This window comes from Conexibacter sp. JCM 18997 (assembly GCF_055391915.1).
Window position 1 is genome coordinate 2,972,876 of the sequence record NZ_AP043885.1, and the last position, 14,864, is coordinate 2,987,739.

14 protein-coding genes are annotated in these 14,864 nt (G+C 73.7%); 3 read left to right on the top strand and 11 right to left on the bottom strand.

Annotated elements, in window-relative coordinates:
• Positions 1-87 precede the first annotated feature (87 nt).
• Entirely contained in the window at positions 88-2,085 is a 1,998-nt protein-coding gene (locus ACZ5UI_RS15175; protein ID WP_464188254.1) for a CASTOR/POLLUX-related putative ion channel, read from the bottom strand.
• Between the two features lie 55 nt (positions 2,086-2,140).
• Here ACZ5UI_RS15175 and ade point away from each other — a divergent pair, with 55 nt between their 5' ends.
• Together ade and ACZ5UI_RS15185 are read left to right on the top strand one after the other, a co-directional pair.
• Positions 2,141-3,856 (top strand): adenine deaminase, encoded by a 1,716-nt coding sequence (gene ade / locus ACZ5UI_RS15180; RefSeq protein WP_464188256.1) that lies wholly within the window; start codon positions 2,141-2,143, stop codon positions 3,854-3,856.
• Entirely contained in the window at positions 3,856-5,232 is a 1,377-nt protein-coding gene (locus ACZ5UI_RS15185) for an aminotransferase-like domain-containing protein (protein ID WP_464188258.1), read from the top strand. Before ade ends, ACZ5UI_RS15185 begins: the two co-directional genes overlap by 1 nt.
• On the opposite strand, the gene ACZ5UI_RS15190 is transcribed toward ACZ5UI_RS15185, so the two are convergent.
• From ACZ5UI_RS15190 to ACZ5UI_RS15220, 7 genes are read right to left on the bottom strand one after another with little or no spacing between them, the layout of a single operon-like run.
• Positions 5,222-6,151, bottom strand: a complete 930-nt coding sequence (locus tag ACZ5UI_RS15190; RefSeq protein ID WP_464188260.1) for a branched-chain amino acid transaminase — start codon at positions 6,149-6,151, stop codon at positions 5,222-5,224. The two genes, ACZ5UI_RS15185 and ACZ5UI_RS15190, sit on opposite strands and share 11 nt — an antisense overlap.
• Positions 6,152-6,209: 58 nt before the next feature.
• Positions 6,210-6,758 (bottom strand): cupin domain-containing protein, encoded by a 549-nt coding sequence (locus ACZ5UI_RS15195; protein ID WP_464188262.1) that lies wholly within the window; start codon positions 6,756-6,758, stop codon positions 6,210-6,212.
• The gene (locus ACZ5UI_RS15200) at positions 6,755-7,516 is read right to left on the bottom strand and encodes an SDR family NAD(P)-dependent oxidoreductase (protein WP_464188264.1); all 762 of its coding nucleotides are present in this window, start codon (positions 7,514-7,516) and stop codon (positions 6,755-6,757) included. Before ACZ5UI_RS15200 ends, ACZ5UI_RS15195 begins: the two co-directional genes overlap by 4 nt.
• A complete protein-coding gene (locus tag ACZ5UI_RS15205; protein ID WP_464188266.1) occupies positions 7,510-8,262 on the bottom strand; it encodes an SDR family NAD(P)-dependent oxidoreductase in 753 nt (250 codons plus the stop codon). The genes ACZ5UI_RS15200 and ACZ5UI_RS15205 overlap by 7 nt, the downstream gene beginning before the upstream one ends.
• A complete protein-coding gene (hisD, locus tag ACZ5UI_RS15210; protein WP_464188268.1) occupies positions 8,259-9,554 on the bottom strand; it encodes a histidinol dehydrogenase in 1,296 nt (431 codons plus the stop codon). Before hisD ends, ACZ5UI_RS15205 begins: the two co-directional genes overlap by 4 nt.
• Positions 9,551-10,486, bottom strand: a complete 936-nt coding sequence (locus tag ACZ5UI_RS15215) for a fumarylacetoacetate hydrolase family protein (RefSeq protein ID WP_464188270.1) — start codon at positions 10,484-10,486, stop codon at positions 9,551-9,553. The genes hisD and ACZ5UI_RS15215 overlap by 4 nt, the downstream gene beginning before the upstream one ends.
• A 9-nt stretch (positions 10,487-10,495) precedes the next feature.
• Positions 10,496-10,786: an antibiotic biosynthesis monooxygenase family protein gene (locus tag ACZ5UI_RS15220; protein WP_464188272.1), complete on the bottom strand. Its 291-nt coding sequence runs from the start codon at positions 10,784-10,786 to the stop codon at positions 10,496-10,498.
• A gap of 40 nt (positions 10,787-10,826) precedes the next feature.
• On the opposite strand from ACZ5UI_RS15220, the gene ACZ5UI_RS15225 reads away from it, so the two are divergent.
• Complete coding sequence (locus ACZ5UI_RS15225) at positions 10,827-11,837, top strand: LacI family DNA-binding transcriptional regulator (protein WP_464188274.1); 1,011 nt, start codon at positions 10,827-10,829, stop codon at positions 11,835-11,837.
• Here ACZ5UI_RS15225 and ACZ5UI_RS15230 read toward each other — a convergent pair.
• Genes ACZ5UI_RS15230 through ACZ5UI_RS15240 form a run of 3 tightly spaced genes read right to left on the bottom strand, consistent with a single transcriptional unit; the run spans position 11,824 to position 14,854 of the window.
• The gene (locus ACZ5UI_RS15230; protein ID WP_464188276.1) at positions 11,824-13,053 is read right to left on the bottom strand and encodes a cytochrome P450; all 1,230 of its coding nucleotides are present in this window, start codon (positions 13,051-13,053) and stop codon (positions 11,824-11,826) included. The genes ACZ5UI_RS15225 and ACZ5UI_RS15230 overlap by 14 nt on opposite strands.
• Before the next feature lie 21 nt (positions 13,054-13,074).
• On the bottom strand, positions 13,075-13,833 hold the full coding sequence (locus ACZ5UI_RS15235; protein WP_464188278.1) for a hypothetical protein: 759 nt from the start codon (positions 13,831-13,833) through the stop codon (positions 13,075-13,077).
• A 28-nt stretch (positions 13,834-13,861) separates the two neighbouring features.
• The gene (locus ACZ5UI_RS15240) at positions 13,862-14,854 is read right to left on the bottom strand and encodes an aldo/keto reductase (RefSeq protein ID WP_464188280.1); all 993 of its coding nucleotides are present in this window, start codon (positions 14,852-14,854) and stop codon (positions 13,862-13,864) included.
• Between the last annotated feature and the right edge of the window lie 10 nt (positions 14,855-14,864).

Genomic DNA, 14,864 nt, shown 5'->3' on the forward strand with positions numbered 1-14,864 from the left:
GCACTCCTTGGGGTCAGGAAGAGGAATGCGCGCAGCCTTCCGCCCCCACTCCTCAGGCGCCTGAGGGAGGCTCCCTCAACTTCTCCCTCAGTCTTCGGCGAGCACGACGACCCGGTCGCCCGGGGCCGCCACGTACGGCGCCGACTTGGCCGGGTTCAGGCGCACGCCGTACGCCGCCGACGGGTCCGACGACAGCTCGGCCAGGCGCAGGCCGATCGCGGTCTCGCCGTGCTCACGCGCCGCCGCGACGACCGTCGCGAAGCTCGCCTCGGTGCCCAGCTCGACGTACTCCTCGGCCGGGCGCAGGTAGATCTCCGAGCCGTCGGCCTCGAACAGCTCGGCGAAGACCGCCGCCAGGTGCTCGTTCTCGGAGATCTGGGCCAGCAGCAGCGACAGGACCTTGTCGGACACGATCACGTCGTCGACCTGGGTGACCTGGGCCAGCTCGTGGTTGCGGTCGTCGAGCATCTCGCTGACGATCGAGACCGGGTGGTCCAGTCGCGAGGCGATGTCGCGCAGGTGCAGCAGCGTGATCAGCGTGCGGGCGTCCGCGCGCTGGGGATCGAGGTGGTCGGCGTAACACATGACGATCACGTGATCGAAGGTGCCGACGTCGAGCGACTCGAGCGTCGCGCGGTCGGTCGTGTTGCCGTGGCGGAAGCTGACGGCGATGTTGGCCAGGTCGCTGCAGTTGACGGCGATCGCGGTCTCGGCGGCGGGCGTCTCGGCCACCACGACGACCTCGGACCCGGGCGAGACGTAGTGATCGATCTCGCTGACGACGGTGCACGTGCGCCCGTTCCAGCCGATCACCAGCACGCGCTGGGGCAGCTCGGGGGTGCGCACGCGCTGCACGAACGCGGTCGTGTCGACGCTGCCGGCGAACGGGGTGGCGCGCTCGAGCACCGAGTCGTCCTCGGCGATCGCGATGACGCTGTCGCCCGGCTCGATGACGGTGGACATCGACGGGTTCACCAGCACGTCGCCCGCGGCGCGCTGGACGCCGATCACGGTGGCGTCCTCGTAGGCCAGCAGCGCGTCGCCGTAGCGGCGCCCGGCCAGCGCGTCGTCGCGGCGGAAGTAGATCTCCTCGCCGTCGAAGTCGAGCAGCTCGCCGTAGACCACCGAGGCGCCGGCCTGGCGCGAGGCCTGCACGATGAGCTTGGCGATCGTGTCGCGCTTGTCGAGGAAGACGGCCTGATCGCCGCCGACCAGGTGCGCGGCCTCGAGGTTGGCCGGATCGTGGATCTCGGCCACGATGCGGTAGCCGTCCGCGCGCCGATGCGGGCCGCGGGTCAGCGCCAGGACGGTCTTGATGACCTCGGCGTCGGGATCCTCGCCGGCGGGCGACAGCACGATGATCGAGCGCGCCGACTGCGGGTTGACGATGGCCAGATCGGTCAGGTCGATGGGCGAGCCGGTGCGGCAGACGACGCGCGTGCCGCGCAGGTCGGCGACCTTGGCCCGGATCGCGTCCTCCATCTCGACCTTGTCCTGCTCGGCCAGGATGACCACCGACGGGTTGCGCTCGCTCTCGTTGGCCACGGCCAGCTCGGAGAGGATCGTGAACACCGACTCCGACCAGCCGAGGACGATCGTGTGGTCGGTCTCGATCACGAACGAGCGGCCCTTGCGCAGGTGCAGCAGCTTCTCGTCCAGCGCGGTGGCGATCACGCCGATCAGCGCGGACACGATGAACAGGCCGCCGAGCGTGACCAGCAGCATCACGATCAGGAAGCCCGCGCCCCCGCCGTCCCCGGCCACCGTGCCGGGGTCCAGCGCGTGCATCAGCGTCGAGAACATCTGGCCGATGAAGCTGTGGCGACCGTCGCGCGGCACCAGCCCGAGCACCAGCACGAGCGCGACGCCGGCCAGGATCAGGACGACGGTCAGCGCGGCCAGCCACAGGACCAGCGCGATCGGCCCGTTGGACATCGTCGCGTCGAAGCGGTAGCGCAGGCGCTGCCAGACCGTCGGCGTCGGCGGCGGCGTGCCGGGGGCCTTGGGGCCGCGCGGGGCGGCGGCGCCGCTGCTGGCGATCTGCTTGCGTGCGCGCTCGCGCGCCACTCGTCCGGTTGTGGCCATCCGGTGAAGTATCGGCTACCGACCAGGATCGCTGTAGCTGCTAGACACCGCTGGCATGACCGCCCTCTCCCGCCTGATCGCCGTCGCGCGCGGTGACGCCGAGCCCGACCTCGTGATCACGGGCGCGCGCGTGTTCTGCCCGTTCACGCGCGAGTGGCTGGAGGGCGACGTCGGGGTGGCCGAGGGCCGGGTGGCCGGCGTCGGATCCTTCGCCGGCGGGACCGAGCGCATCGACGCCGCGGGCCGGTCGCTGGTGCCCGGGCTGATCGACGCGCACATGCACGTGGAGTCCTCGAAGCTGTCGCCCGCCGAGTTCGCCCGCGTGGTCGTGGCGCGGGGCGTCACGTCGGTCGTCGCCGATCCCCACGAGCTGGCCAACGTGCTCGGCCCCGACGGCGTGCACTGGCTGCTGGACGCGACCGAGGGGCTACCGCTGCGCGTCTGGGTGATGGCCCCGTCCTGCGTGCCCGCGAGCGACTTCGAGACGGCGTTCCGCCCGATGGGCCCCGGCGACATGGAGGGCCTGCTGCTGCGCGACCGCGTGCTCGGCGTGGCCGAGATGATGAACTTCCCGGGCGTCATCGCCGGCGACCCCGACGTGCTGGCCAAGATGGCGGTGCGCGGCGCGACGCACGTCGACGGCCACGCGCCCGAGGTGCGCGGGCGCGCGCTGGACGCCTACGCGTCGGCGCGCATCCGCTCCGACCACGAGTCGGTCACCTGGGAGGAGGCGCTGGACAAGCGCCGCCGCGGCATGTGGGTGTTCCTGCGCGAGGCCTCCAACGCGCGCAACCTGGTCGAGCTGCTGGAGCTCGTGCGCCGCTACGGGCCGGAGGGCTGCGCGCTGTGCACCGACGACACCGAGCCCAACGACCTGCTGCGTGACGGCTCGGTCGACCACGGCCTGCGCCTGTGCGTGGCCAACGGGATCGCCGTCGAGGACGCGCTGGCCATGGGCACGCTGCACGCGGCGCGGGCGCACGGGCTCAGCGACCTGGGCGCGATCGCCCCCGGGTTCCTGGCCGACATGGCGCTGGTCGAGGACCCCGCGCTGCTGCGCCCGACGCACGTGTGGCGGGGCGGCGAGCTGGTCGCCCGCGACGGCCAGGTGCTCCCGTTCGACCCGGCGCCCGTGCCGGCGTTCGTGCGCGGGACGGTCCGCCCGGCGCCCGTCCACGCCCGTGATCTCGTGCTCGACGCCGGCCCGCAGCGCGTGCGCGTGATCGGCGTGATCCCGGGCCAGATCGTCACCGAGTCGCTGGTCGACGAGCCGACGGTGGCCGACGGGCAGATCGTCGCGGATCCCGCGCGCGACCTGGCCAAGATGGCCGTGATCGAGCGCCACCACGGGTCCGGCAACGTCGGCCTGGGCCTGGTCCGCGGCTTCGGGCTGCAGGGCGGCGCGTTCGCCTCGACGGTCGCCCACGACGCCCACAACATCGTCGTCGTCGGCTGCGACGACGCGTCGATGCTGGCCTGCGTCGAGCGTCTGGCCGAGCTGGGCGGTGGCGTGTGCGTGGCCCGCGACGGCGCGATCACCGGCGAGCTGGCGCTGCCGATCGCCGGGCTGCTGTCCGAGGAGCCGGCCGCGCTGGTCGTCGACACGCTCGACGCGCTGGAGGGCCAGCTGCGCGACAGCGGCGTGTCGATGGCCACGCCGTTCATGGCGCTGTCGTTCCTGGCGCTGTCGGTGATCCCGGCGCTCAAGCTGACCGACCAGGGGCTGGTCGACGTCGAGACGTTCCGGCTGGTCGGCCTCAGCGCGGGCTGATGGCCGACGCCGCCCGGGTCACCGCGCTGCTCGGCGCCTGGCGCGACGGCGACGGCCCGCAGTTCGCGCGCCTGGCCGGTGCGCTGGCCGGGGCGATCGAGCGCGGGTCGCTGGACGGCGTGGTGCTGCCCGCCGAGCGGCGGCTGGCCGAGGCGCTCGGCGTGTCGCGGTCGACCGTCGTGCGCGCGTACGAGTCGCTGCGCGAGCAGGGCCTGGTCGCGTCGCGCGAGCGCTCGGGCACCGTCGTGCGCCCGCTGCGCCGCCGCCAGGTCGCGCCGCGCGGGCAGATGTTCCAGCTCGCCCAGCTGCTGACCCCCAGCGACGCGATCGACCTGTCGATCCCCTCCCCCGTGATCGACGAGGTCGTCGGTCCGGTGTCGGTGGCGCTGGGCGACGCGGGCGGCCACGGGTACGCGCCCTGGGGCCTGCCCGCGCTGCGCGAGGCGGTGGCCGCCTTCATGACGGGCGGCGGCGCGCCGACCACACCCGAGGAGGTGCTGATCACCTCGGGCGCGCACGAGGCGCTCGCGCTGATCGCCGCGCTGCTGGTCGGCCGGCGCCAGCCGGTGGCCGTCGATCCGCTGACCTACCCGGGGCTGCTCGAGGTGCTGGCCCGCGCGGGCGGCGAGCCCGTCGCGGTGGCCGGCGACTCGGCGGGCATGCGCGCCGACGCGCTCCAGGCCGTGCTGGCCCAGGGCGGCGTCGGCTTCGTCTACCTGATGCCCGGCGTGGCCAACCCCACCGGGCGGTCGGTCGCCGCGGGGCGCCGGCCGGCGCTGCTGGAGGCCGCGGCCGCGCACGACACGCTGGTCGTCGAGGACGCCGCGCTGGAGCAACTGCGCTTCGACGGGCCGCTGGTCGCCCTGCGCGCGCTGGCGCCCGCACGGGTGCTGCACGTCGGGTCGCTGTCCAAGCTCGGGTGGGCGGGGTTGCGCGTCGGGTGGATCTGCGGGCCGCGCGACCTGGTCGGCCGGCTGGCCCGGCTGAAGGGCGCCCGCGACATCGGCGCGGGCGCGCTGGGCCAGCTCGCGGCGCTGCGGCTGCTGGGCGACGTCGACGCGCTGCGCGCCGCCCGCGTCGCTCAGGGGCGCGCGCGCCTGGCCTTCCTGCGCGCCGAGCTGGCCGCGGCGCTGCCGGCCTGGACGCTCGGAGTGCCGGAGGGCGGCTGGGCGCTGTGGGCACAGCTGGGCGCCGTCGACGGCGACGCGTTCACGGCCGCGGCGGCCGCGCATGGCGTGCGCGTCGGGCCGGGCAGCGCCCACGTTCCCGGCGAGGGCGCGTCGACGAGCATCCGCGTCGCCTTCTCCCCACCCGAGGACGTGCTGCGCGAGGGCGTGCGCCGGCTGGCCGCGGCGTGGGCCGCCGTCACGCCCTGACGGCGGCGCGGACCGGGTCCAGCCAGTGGGCGAAGCGCGTGTCGCGCCCGTGCACGACGTCGCGGTAGGCGTCGCGCATCCGGGACGTGACCGGTCCCGGCGAGCCGGAGCCGACCACGCGCGCGTCGATCTCGCGCACCGGGACGATCTCCGCCGCGGTGCCGGTCATGAACACCTCGTCGGCCAGGTACAGCTCGCCGCGGGTCAGCGGCCGCTGCTGCACCGGGATGTCGAGCGCGTCGGCCAGCGCCAGCACCGACGCGCGGGTGATCCCGCCCAGCGCCCCGGAGGCCAGCGGCGGGGTCAGCAGCGTGCCGCCCTCGACCAGGAACAGGTTCTCGCCGGAGCCCTCGGCCAGCATCCCGTCGGTGCCCAGGAGGATCGCCTCGTCGAACCCCAGCTCCTCGGCCTCGGTGCGCGCGAGCACGGAGTTGAGGTAGTGCGCGGTGGCCTTGGCGCCGGGCAGCAGCGCGTCGTGGCCGATCCGCGACCACGACGACACCTTCGCCCGGATGCCCTGCTCGGCGCCCGGCAGGTAGGCCGGCCAGGCCCACACCGCGATGGCCAGCTCGATCGGGCACCCGCGCGGCGACACGCCCATCGGACCGGCGCCGCGGAAGGCGATCGTGCGCACGTAGGCCTCGTCCAGCCCGCTGCCGGCCACCAGCCCGCGCGTGGCCTCCATCAGCTCGTCGACGTCCCAGGCCAGCTCCATCCCGTACAGCCGCGCGGAGCGGTGCAGGCGCTCGTGGTGCTCGCGGTGGCGGAACAGCGCCGGGCCGTCGTCGGTGTCGTAGGCGCGCAGCGAGTCGAACACGCCGGTGCCGTAGTGCAGCGCGTGCGTGAGGACGTGGACGTTGGCGTCCGCCCAGGCCACCACGCGCCCGCTCATCCAGATGTGCTGGCCGGTCGGAGTCATACCCGGCACGCTACGCGCGGTCCGCGCGGCCGCAACGGGCCAACGCGCGGGTCCTGGACTACTCGGCCTCGGGGCGCGGGGCCCCGTGCATCAGCCCCTCGACCGCGCCCTCGGGCAGGATCGCCCGCAGCTCGTCGGTGAAGCGGCCGTCGACGAGCACGAAGACCATGCGCGCGACCTGGTCGGAGCGGTTGGCCCAGGCGTGGTCGGTGCCGCGCTGGACCACGATGTCGCCCGCCCTCAGCGCGACCTCCGAGTCGTCGAGGATCAGCACCATCTCGCCCTCGAGCACGATGCCGTAGTCGACCGACTCGGTGCGATGCACCGGCGACTGCAGGCCGCGATCGTCGAGGTGTCCGGGGTGGAAGACGTTGACACGGATCTTCGTGCCCAGCGGCTCGGGCGGCACCCGCAGCGAGCGCGCGGTCGGCTCGCTGGGCTCGGCCGGCCCCACCGGCGCGGGCGCCGTGTCGGTGCTCCACACCTCGTGGAAGACCACCCCGTCGTCGGGCAGCTCGCGCGAGACCGGCACCGGCCCGTCGGACAGGACGACGGACACGCCCTGGGCGTCGTGGCCGGTGACGATGCGGCGGGGAACGTGGCTCACGGCTGGGCCTTTCGGACCTCGTCGGACAGGTACTTGGGGACGCCGCCGTGCCGGATGCCGCCGTCGACCGGGATGTCGACCCCGGTGATGAACGACGACTCGTCCGACATCAGGAAGACCATCAGCGCGGCCACCTCCTCGGGCTGGCCCGGGCGGCCCAGCGGCGTGACCGCGACGTTGGCGGCCAGGAACGTCGACGGCGCGGTCGCCGTCATCGGCGTCTCGATATAGCCCGGATGCACCGCGTTGACGCGGATGCCGCGGGGGCCGAGCTCCATCGCGCACGCGTGCGTGAGCCCGCGCAGCGCCCACTTCGACGTCGTGTAGGGGACGGTGTAGTGCCCGGTCAGCCCGGCCAGCGAGCCGACGTTGACGATCGAGGCGCCCTCGCCCATCAGCGGCAGCAGCGCCTGGATCCCCCACACGGCGCCGGCCACGTTGATGTCCAGCACGCGCGTCAGCTCCGCGGGCGTCACGTCGCCGATGCGCACGCGCGACGTCACGCCCGCGTTGTTGATCAGCCCGTCGACGCGACCGAACCGCGCGCGGGCCAGCTCGGCCACGCCGGCCCACGCATCGGGGTCGGCGACGTCCAGCGCCACCCCCACCACGTGCTCGCGCGACGGCGGCGCCTGCCGGTCGGCGGCGATCACCGACGCCCCCTCGGCCACCAGCGCGTCGACCTCCGCGGCCCCCTGCCCACCGGCCGCGCCGGTCACGACGATCACCCGACCGGCCACCCGGCCCGCTCTCACCATGCAGTCCAGCCCCCATCCACCTTCAACGTGGTTCCGGTCACCGAGCCCGAAGCGTCGCAGGCCAGGTAGCGCACGGCGTCGGCCACCTGCTCGATCGTGGCCAGCTCGTGGGTGGGCAGGCGTCGCTCGATGACCTCGGCCGTGAAGGCCGGATCCTCGAACATCGGCGCGGTCAACGGCGTCAGCACGAACGTCGGGGCCACCGCGTTGACCCGGATCCCGTCCGCGGCCCACTCGACGGCCAGCGCTTTGGTCAGCCCCTCGACCGCGTGCTTGGTCGCGCAGTAGGCGGCGCGGCCGGGGTAGCCGACGCTGCCCATCTGCGAGGACAGGTTGACGATCGCGCCGGGCACCGCGCGGGTGAGCAGGTCGTCGCCGACGGCCCGGCAGGTCAGGAACGTCGCGCGCACGTTGACGGCGAACAGCGCGTCCCAGTCGGCGACGGCGTAGGAGCGCGCCGGGCCGGTGCGGTTCGTGCCCGCCGCGTTGACCAGCACGCGCAGGTCGCCCAGCGCGTGCGCGGCCTCCAGCAGCCCCGGGATCTGCGCCTCGTCGGTCACGTCGGCCACGTGGGCCGCCGCACCCGGGATGGCCGCGGCGGCGGCCCGGGCCACGTCGCCGTCGCGCGCGGCGATCAGCACCGTCGCGCCGGCCTGGGCCAGCACCTGCGCGCAGCCCAGGCCCAGGCCCCGGCTGCCCCCGGCGATCAGCGCGACGCGCCCGTCCAGCCGCCACCGATCGGTCAAGCGGCCGCCCCGGCGCGCTCCAGGCGCATCGTCGCGGTCAGGCCGTGCCCGGCGAAGTGCTCGGCCGCGCAGATCGCCTCGACCGCCGGCGCGACGCGACGCGTGCCCTCGTCGGTCAGCTGCTGCCAGGTGCAGGTCTTCAGGAACTTGCCCACCCACAGCCCGCCGGTGTAGCGCGCGCCACCCAGCGTGGGCAGCACGTGGTTGGTGCCGATCGCCTTGTCGCCGTAGGCCACGGTCGCGCGCTCGCCCAGGAACAGCGAGCCGTAGTTGCGCAGCCGCTCCAGGTACATGGGGAGCTTGTCCTCGGCCACCTGCACCTCCAGATGCTCGTTGGCCGCCTCGTCGGACAGGCGGATCGCCTCGTCGTCGTCGGCGGCGACCGCCACCCAGCCGTGCTCGCGCCAGGCCACCCCGGCCACGTCGGCCGTGGGCCAGGTCTCCAGCAGGTCCTCGACCTGCGCGATCACCGCGCGCCCGACGTCCTCGCCGATCGCGATCAGCCCCGCCGGGGAGTTAGGCCCGTGCTCGGCCTGACCGAGCAGGTCGGCGGCGACCAGGCGCGGGTCGGCGCTGTCGTCGGCGATGACCAGCACCTCGGTCGGCCCGGCCAGCAGGTCGATGCCCACGCGCCCGAACAGCTGACGCTTGGCCTCGGCCACGTACGCGTTGCCCGCGCCGACGAGCATGTCGATCGCCGGCAGGCCGTCGATCAGGCCGTAGGCCATCGCGGCCAGCCCCTGCACGCCGCCGAGCGACAGCACGGCGTCCGCGCCCGACTGCTGCATCGCGTAGAGCATCGCCGGGTGCACGCCGCCCTCGCGCTGCGGCGGCGCGCAGCCCACGACGGTGTCGACCCCGGCCACCTTGGCCACCGCGATCGTCATGAACGACGAGGCCAGCATCGGGTAGCGCCCGCCGGGCACGTACGCGCCGACGGTCTGCACCGGGATCAGCTTGTGGCCGAGCGTCACGCCCGGCCCCATCTGCACGGTCACCTCGCTCAGCGAGTCGCGCTGGGCCCCGGCGAACCCGCGCACCTGCTCCAGCGCGAAGGCGATGTGGCCCTTGAGCTCGTCATCGATCTGCGCCTCGGCCGCCGCGAAGTCCGCGTCGGAGGCCACGAACGAACCGGAATCCCACCCACCCCAGCCGTCGAGCTCCAGCGACCAGCGCCGCACCGCGTCCAGACCGCCGAGCTCGATGTCGCGCAGCATCGACGCCACGCGATCGCGCAGGTCGTCCGTCGCCTGCATGGTCGGCGGGTTGGGGTCCTTCAGGAAATGCGTCATCGGCGCTTGGGGCTTCCGATCTCGACGGGCTCGACGCCGGCGACGATCGTGTTGGTGATCGTGCCGATGCCCTCGACGGTCATCGTCACCTCGTCGCCGGGGGCCAGCGGCGGCGGCTCGACCCGGCCCGCACGGCCCCACAGCTCACCCAGACAGCCGGCGCCGCAGGTGCCCGAGCCGATCACGTCGCCGGGCACCAGCCACACGCCGCGCGAGGCGTAGACCAGCATCTGCTCGAACGACCAGGCGGCCGAGGCCAGCGTGTCGGTGCCCATCTGCTCGCCGTTGCGCCACACGGTCATGGCCAGATCCAGGCGGCCCTCGGCGTTGCGGTGGGGCTCCAGCTCGTCGGCGGTGACGATCCACGGGCCGAGCGTCGACGCAAAGTCCTTGCCCTTGGCCCAGCCCATCTTCAGCTTCATGTCCAGACCCTGCAGGTCGCGGGCCGACCAGTCGTTGAAGATCGCGTAGCCGGCGATGTGGTCGCGCGCGTTCTCCACGGTCAGGTCGCGCCCGGGCGTGCCGATGATCGCGGCGACCTCGAGCTCGTAGTCCAGGCGCTGGCAGCGCGGCGGGACCTCGATCTCGTCCCCCACGCCGAACAGCGCGTTGGGGTTGCTGAAGTAGAAGGCCGGCACCGTCCACCACTCGGGCGCGACGGCCGCGCCGGGACCCTCGGTCATGATCATGCCCTCGATGTGCTGCTCGAAGGCGACGAAGTCGCGCACCGTCGGCGGGTGCAGCGGCGGTCGCAGGCGCACGCCGTCCAGCGGCGTCGGCTCGTCGGCCGTGGCGGCCAGGCCCGCGCGCTCGGCCGGGTCGGCGGTCAGCAGGTCCAGCACCGTGATGTCGGGCGGCAGCCGGCGGACGGTGTCGTCGACGACGATCCCGACGTGCTCGGCGCCGTCGTGCTCGTAGGTGGCGATGCGCATCGTGCGCTCCTAGTCGATCGGGGTGTAGTGCTCGACGGCGGGCGGCTCGGCGAAGAACGGGCCGATCAGCGCCCGCCACTGCTGGAAGGCCTCCGACTCGCGGAAGCCGACCATGTGGTCCTCGACGGTGTCCCACTCGATCAGCAGCAGGTAGGTCGACGGGCTCTCGATGCCGCGCGTGACGCGGATCGAGCGGAAGCCCTTGGCCTGGGCGACCACCACGCGGGCCTGGGTCATCGCGGCCTCGAAATCGGCCTCGCTTCCGGGGGTGACGGGCATCAGCACCCGCTCAACGATCATCGCTTGCTCTCCTCGTCTGAATACGTATGCTGAACCATACATGAGCCCGGTGCCGACGAGCCACGATGTCGCCCGACTGGCAGGCGTCTCGCAGCCGACGGTCTCCCGGGCGCTGCGCGACGATCCCCATGTGGCCGCGGCGACGCGCGAGCGCGTGCGCTCCGCGGCCGCCGAGCTGGGCTACGTCGCCAGCCAGCGCGGACGCAGCCTGTCCACTCGACGCACCGGCCAGATCGGCCTCGTGGTCAGCGACCTGGCCAACCCGTTCTTCGTCGAGGTGCTCGAGCTCGCGCACACCGCGCTGGCCGCCGCCGACCTGCGCCTGCTGGCGCTCACCCACGACGGCGACGACGACGCGCTGCTCAGCCGGCTGCTCGACGGCTCGCTGGACGGCGCGCTGCTGACGACGACGTCGCTGGCCTCGACCCTCCCGCGCGAGCTGGCCGCCCGCCAGTTCCCGTTCGTGCTGCTCAACCGCACGGTCGACGACGTCGCCGGCGACCAGTGCGTGACCGACAACCGCGCGGGTGGCGCGCTGGCCGCGGCCGAGCTTCTGCGGCTGGGCCACCGGCGCATCGCAGCGATCCACGGACCGGCCACGACGAGCACCGGCCGCGACCGCGAGATCGGTCTGCGCACGACGCTGCGCGCCGGCGGCGTCGAGCTGGACCCGGCGCTCGAGCGGCGGGGGCCGTTCGACTTCGCCTTCGGGCGGGCCAGCACGATGGCGCTGCTCGACGGGGCGCCGACGGCGCTGTTCTGCGCCAACGACGTGCTCGCGCTCGGCGCGCTCGACGCCCTGCACGCGCGGGGAGTCGATGTGCCCGGGCAGATCACGGTGATCGGCTTCGACGACATCGCGATGGCGCGCTGGTCGACGTTCCGCCTGACCACGATCTCCCAGCACCTGCATCGGCTCGTGCGGGGCGCCGTCGACCTGCTGCTGGAGCGCATCGACGCGACCGACCCGCTGCCCGCCCGACGCGTGGTGATCGAGCCGACGCTGGTCGCCCGGGCGACCCACGGGCCGCCGCCGGTCAGGCAGCCGTGAAGGCGATCGGCAGCGCGTCGGTGCCGTAGATCCCGCTGACCGACTGCAGCTCGGGCTCGCCGTCCAGGCGCAGCGTGGCGACCCGCTCGACCAGGAGGCCCAGCGCCTCCTGCAGCTCGGCCCGGGCCAGGTTCGCCCCGACGCAGTAGTGGATCCCGGCCCCGAAGGTCAGCACGCGCCCCGGCTTGGCCTCGCCGGTCAGGTCGAACGCCTGGGGCGACTCGAAGGCCTCGGGGTCGCGGTTGGCGCTGAACGCGCAGACCATCAGCACCGTCCCCGGCGGGAACGTGACGCCGTCGTACTCGACCTCCTCGACGAGCAGCCGCGCCGTGAACGGCGTGATCGGCTCGAAGCGCAGCGTCTCCTCGACCGCGCGGGGGACCAGCCGCTGCGGATCGGCGCGCAGCGCGGCCCACTGGTCAGGGTGCGTGGCCAGCAGCCGCACCGCGTGCGCGAGCTGGCTCTGCGTCGTGTCGACGCCGCCGACGAGGATGTTCAGCACCAGGTTCTCCAGCTCGACGTCCGACAGCCGGTCGCCCTCCTCCTCGGCCTTGATCAGCGTGCTGATCAGGTCGTCGGACGGGTCGTCACGGCGGCGGGCGATCAGCGGGCGCACCCAGGCGTAGAACTCGCCGACCTTGCGCTGGATCGCCTCCAGCTGCGCGGGATCGGACAGCGCGATCGGGTCGAACTGGCGCTGGATCCACTGCGACCAGTCGTGCAGCTTGGGCGCGTCGGACAGCGGCGCGCCCATCACCGTGGCGATCGTCTGGGCCGGGTAGGGCTTGCACACCGCGTCGACCAGCTCGCAGCGCCCGTCGGCGGCGACCGCCGACCACAGCTCGTCCAGGAAGCCGCGCATCACGGGCCGGTAGCGGTCGACGGCGCGCGGCGCCAGCGCGGGGTTGACCAGGCTGCGCAGGCGCCGGTGGGCGTCCCCGTTGACGTTGATGATGTTGGCCTGCACCTGCTCGTGCAGCGGGCCGTCGGTGATGCCGAACAGCTCGGCGATCAGGACGCCCGGGAAGATCGCCGCCTTCGTGCGCAGGAAGTGCTCGCCGGCGGCCCGGTCGAGCACCACCGTGGCCAGGGGCGCGCGGGCCAGCCAGTGACCGCCGGCGCGCAGCTCGTCCATCGCCGCGTGCCAGCGCTCACCGCGCAGGTCGGGATCGGAGACGTCGAGCTCGGGAAGCGGTAGATCGGCGACGAGCGGCATGACCCGCCGCCGATCATGCCATCAGCGGACGGCGGCCGACGCACACACCGTGTAGACGGTGGCGCGGGTGACGCCCTTGGCGGGAGGCAGGATGCCCAGCACGTCCCCGCCGGCCATGACCTTGACGCCCTTCGTGGCGCTGGCCGCGTAGCTGGGCAGATAGCGCTTCGGGCAGCTGGTCAGCGCCTGGGCCGCCTCGCCCTGCTGGAGGCCGACCAGGCGGTTGCGGACCAGCAGCTGTCCGGCGGGCAGGTGCGCGCCCTTGGTCAGCTTCTCGCGCGGGTTCCCGGTCGGGATCGTCACCGGCACGATCTTCGTCTTCAGCGTCGTGACCTGGTTGGAGACGGTGGGCAGGCAGAGCATGAACACGTCGCTGAAGCCGGCCGCGCCGGTGAACGGCGGCACGAAGCGGAACTGCATCGTCTGCTGCGCCAGCGGCGCGTCGAAGCCGCCGCCCAGCGAGGCGCCGCCCGACGGCTGGCCGAAGTCGGCGGCGCCGCTGCCCTCCGGGCACGATGCCGTGAACAGCGCATCGCCGGTCTGACCGGCCAGCGGCTGGATGGTGATCGTCACGACCGTGCTGCCCTTGGGGATCGGATCGCCCTGGTCGACGCGCTGCCCGTAGATCGAGGCGGTGCCGCCGAACAGGATCGGCATCAACTGCGGGGCGGTCGACGTGGCGACCTGGGTGGAGACGTTGGTCTCCGCCATCGCGGGGCCGGCCACGGCGGCGGTGGCGCCGACCGTGGCCAGGGTGAGAGCGAGCTGGACCTTGCGCATGGCGGAAACCTAGCGTCCCATTTCGCCCTCAGCGAACCCCGATCGTTCCCATTCCGCGGGCGTCGTAGCGGTCGCCCGCGGCCGCCCCGGCGGGCACCGCGGCCTCGATGCGGGCCAGGTCGTCGGCGCCGAGGGTGAGCGCCAGCGCGCCCAGCGATTCGTGCAGCCGCTCGCGGCGACGGGCGCCGATCAGGGGGACGATGTCCTCGCCCTGCGCGGCCACCCAGGCGATCGCCACCTGCGCGACCGTCGCGCCCTGCTCGTCGGCCACCGCGCGCAGCGCCTCGACCAGCGCCAGGTTGCGCTCGAGGTTCTCCCCCTGGAAGCGCGGGTTGTGGGCGCGGAAGTCGGTCGCGGTGAGGTCGCGCTCGGGCGACCAGTGCCCCGACAGCAGGCCCCGGCTGAGCACGCCGTACGCGGTGATCGCGATGCCGTGCTCGCGGCAGGTGGGCAGCACCTCGGCCTCGATGCCGCGCGACAGCAGCGAGTACTCGATCTGCAGATCGGCGATCGGATGGGTCGCCGCGGCCCGGCGGATCGACTCGGCGCCCAGCTCGGACAGGCCGATGTGACGCACGTAGCCGGCCTGCACGAGCTCCCCGATCGCGCCGACCGTCTCCTCGATCGGGACCGTGGGGTCCAGGCGGGCGGGCCGGTAGACGTCGATGTGGTCGGTGCCCAGGCGGTTGAGCGTGTAGGCGACGGCGGTCTTGACGGCGTTCGGGCTGGCGTCGTAGCCGATCCAGCCGCCGTCGGGGCTGCGCTGGGCGCCGAACTTGACGCTGATGACGACGTCGTCGCGATCACGCGTTCGCAGCGCGTCGCGGATCAGCAGCTCGTTGCGGCCCATGCCGTAGAAGTCGCCGGTGTCCAGCAGGGTGATCCCGGCGTCGAGCGCGGCGTGGATCGTGGCGATGCTCTCGGTCTCGTCGGCCGGGCCGTACAGGTCGGACATGCCCATGCAGCCCAGGCCGAGCTCGGAGACCGTGGGGCCGGTGGTGCCAAGGGTTCTCGTGGTCATGAGTGCGATG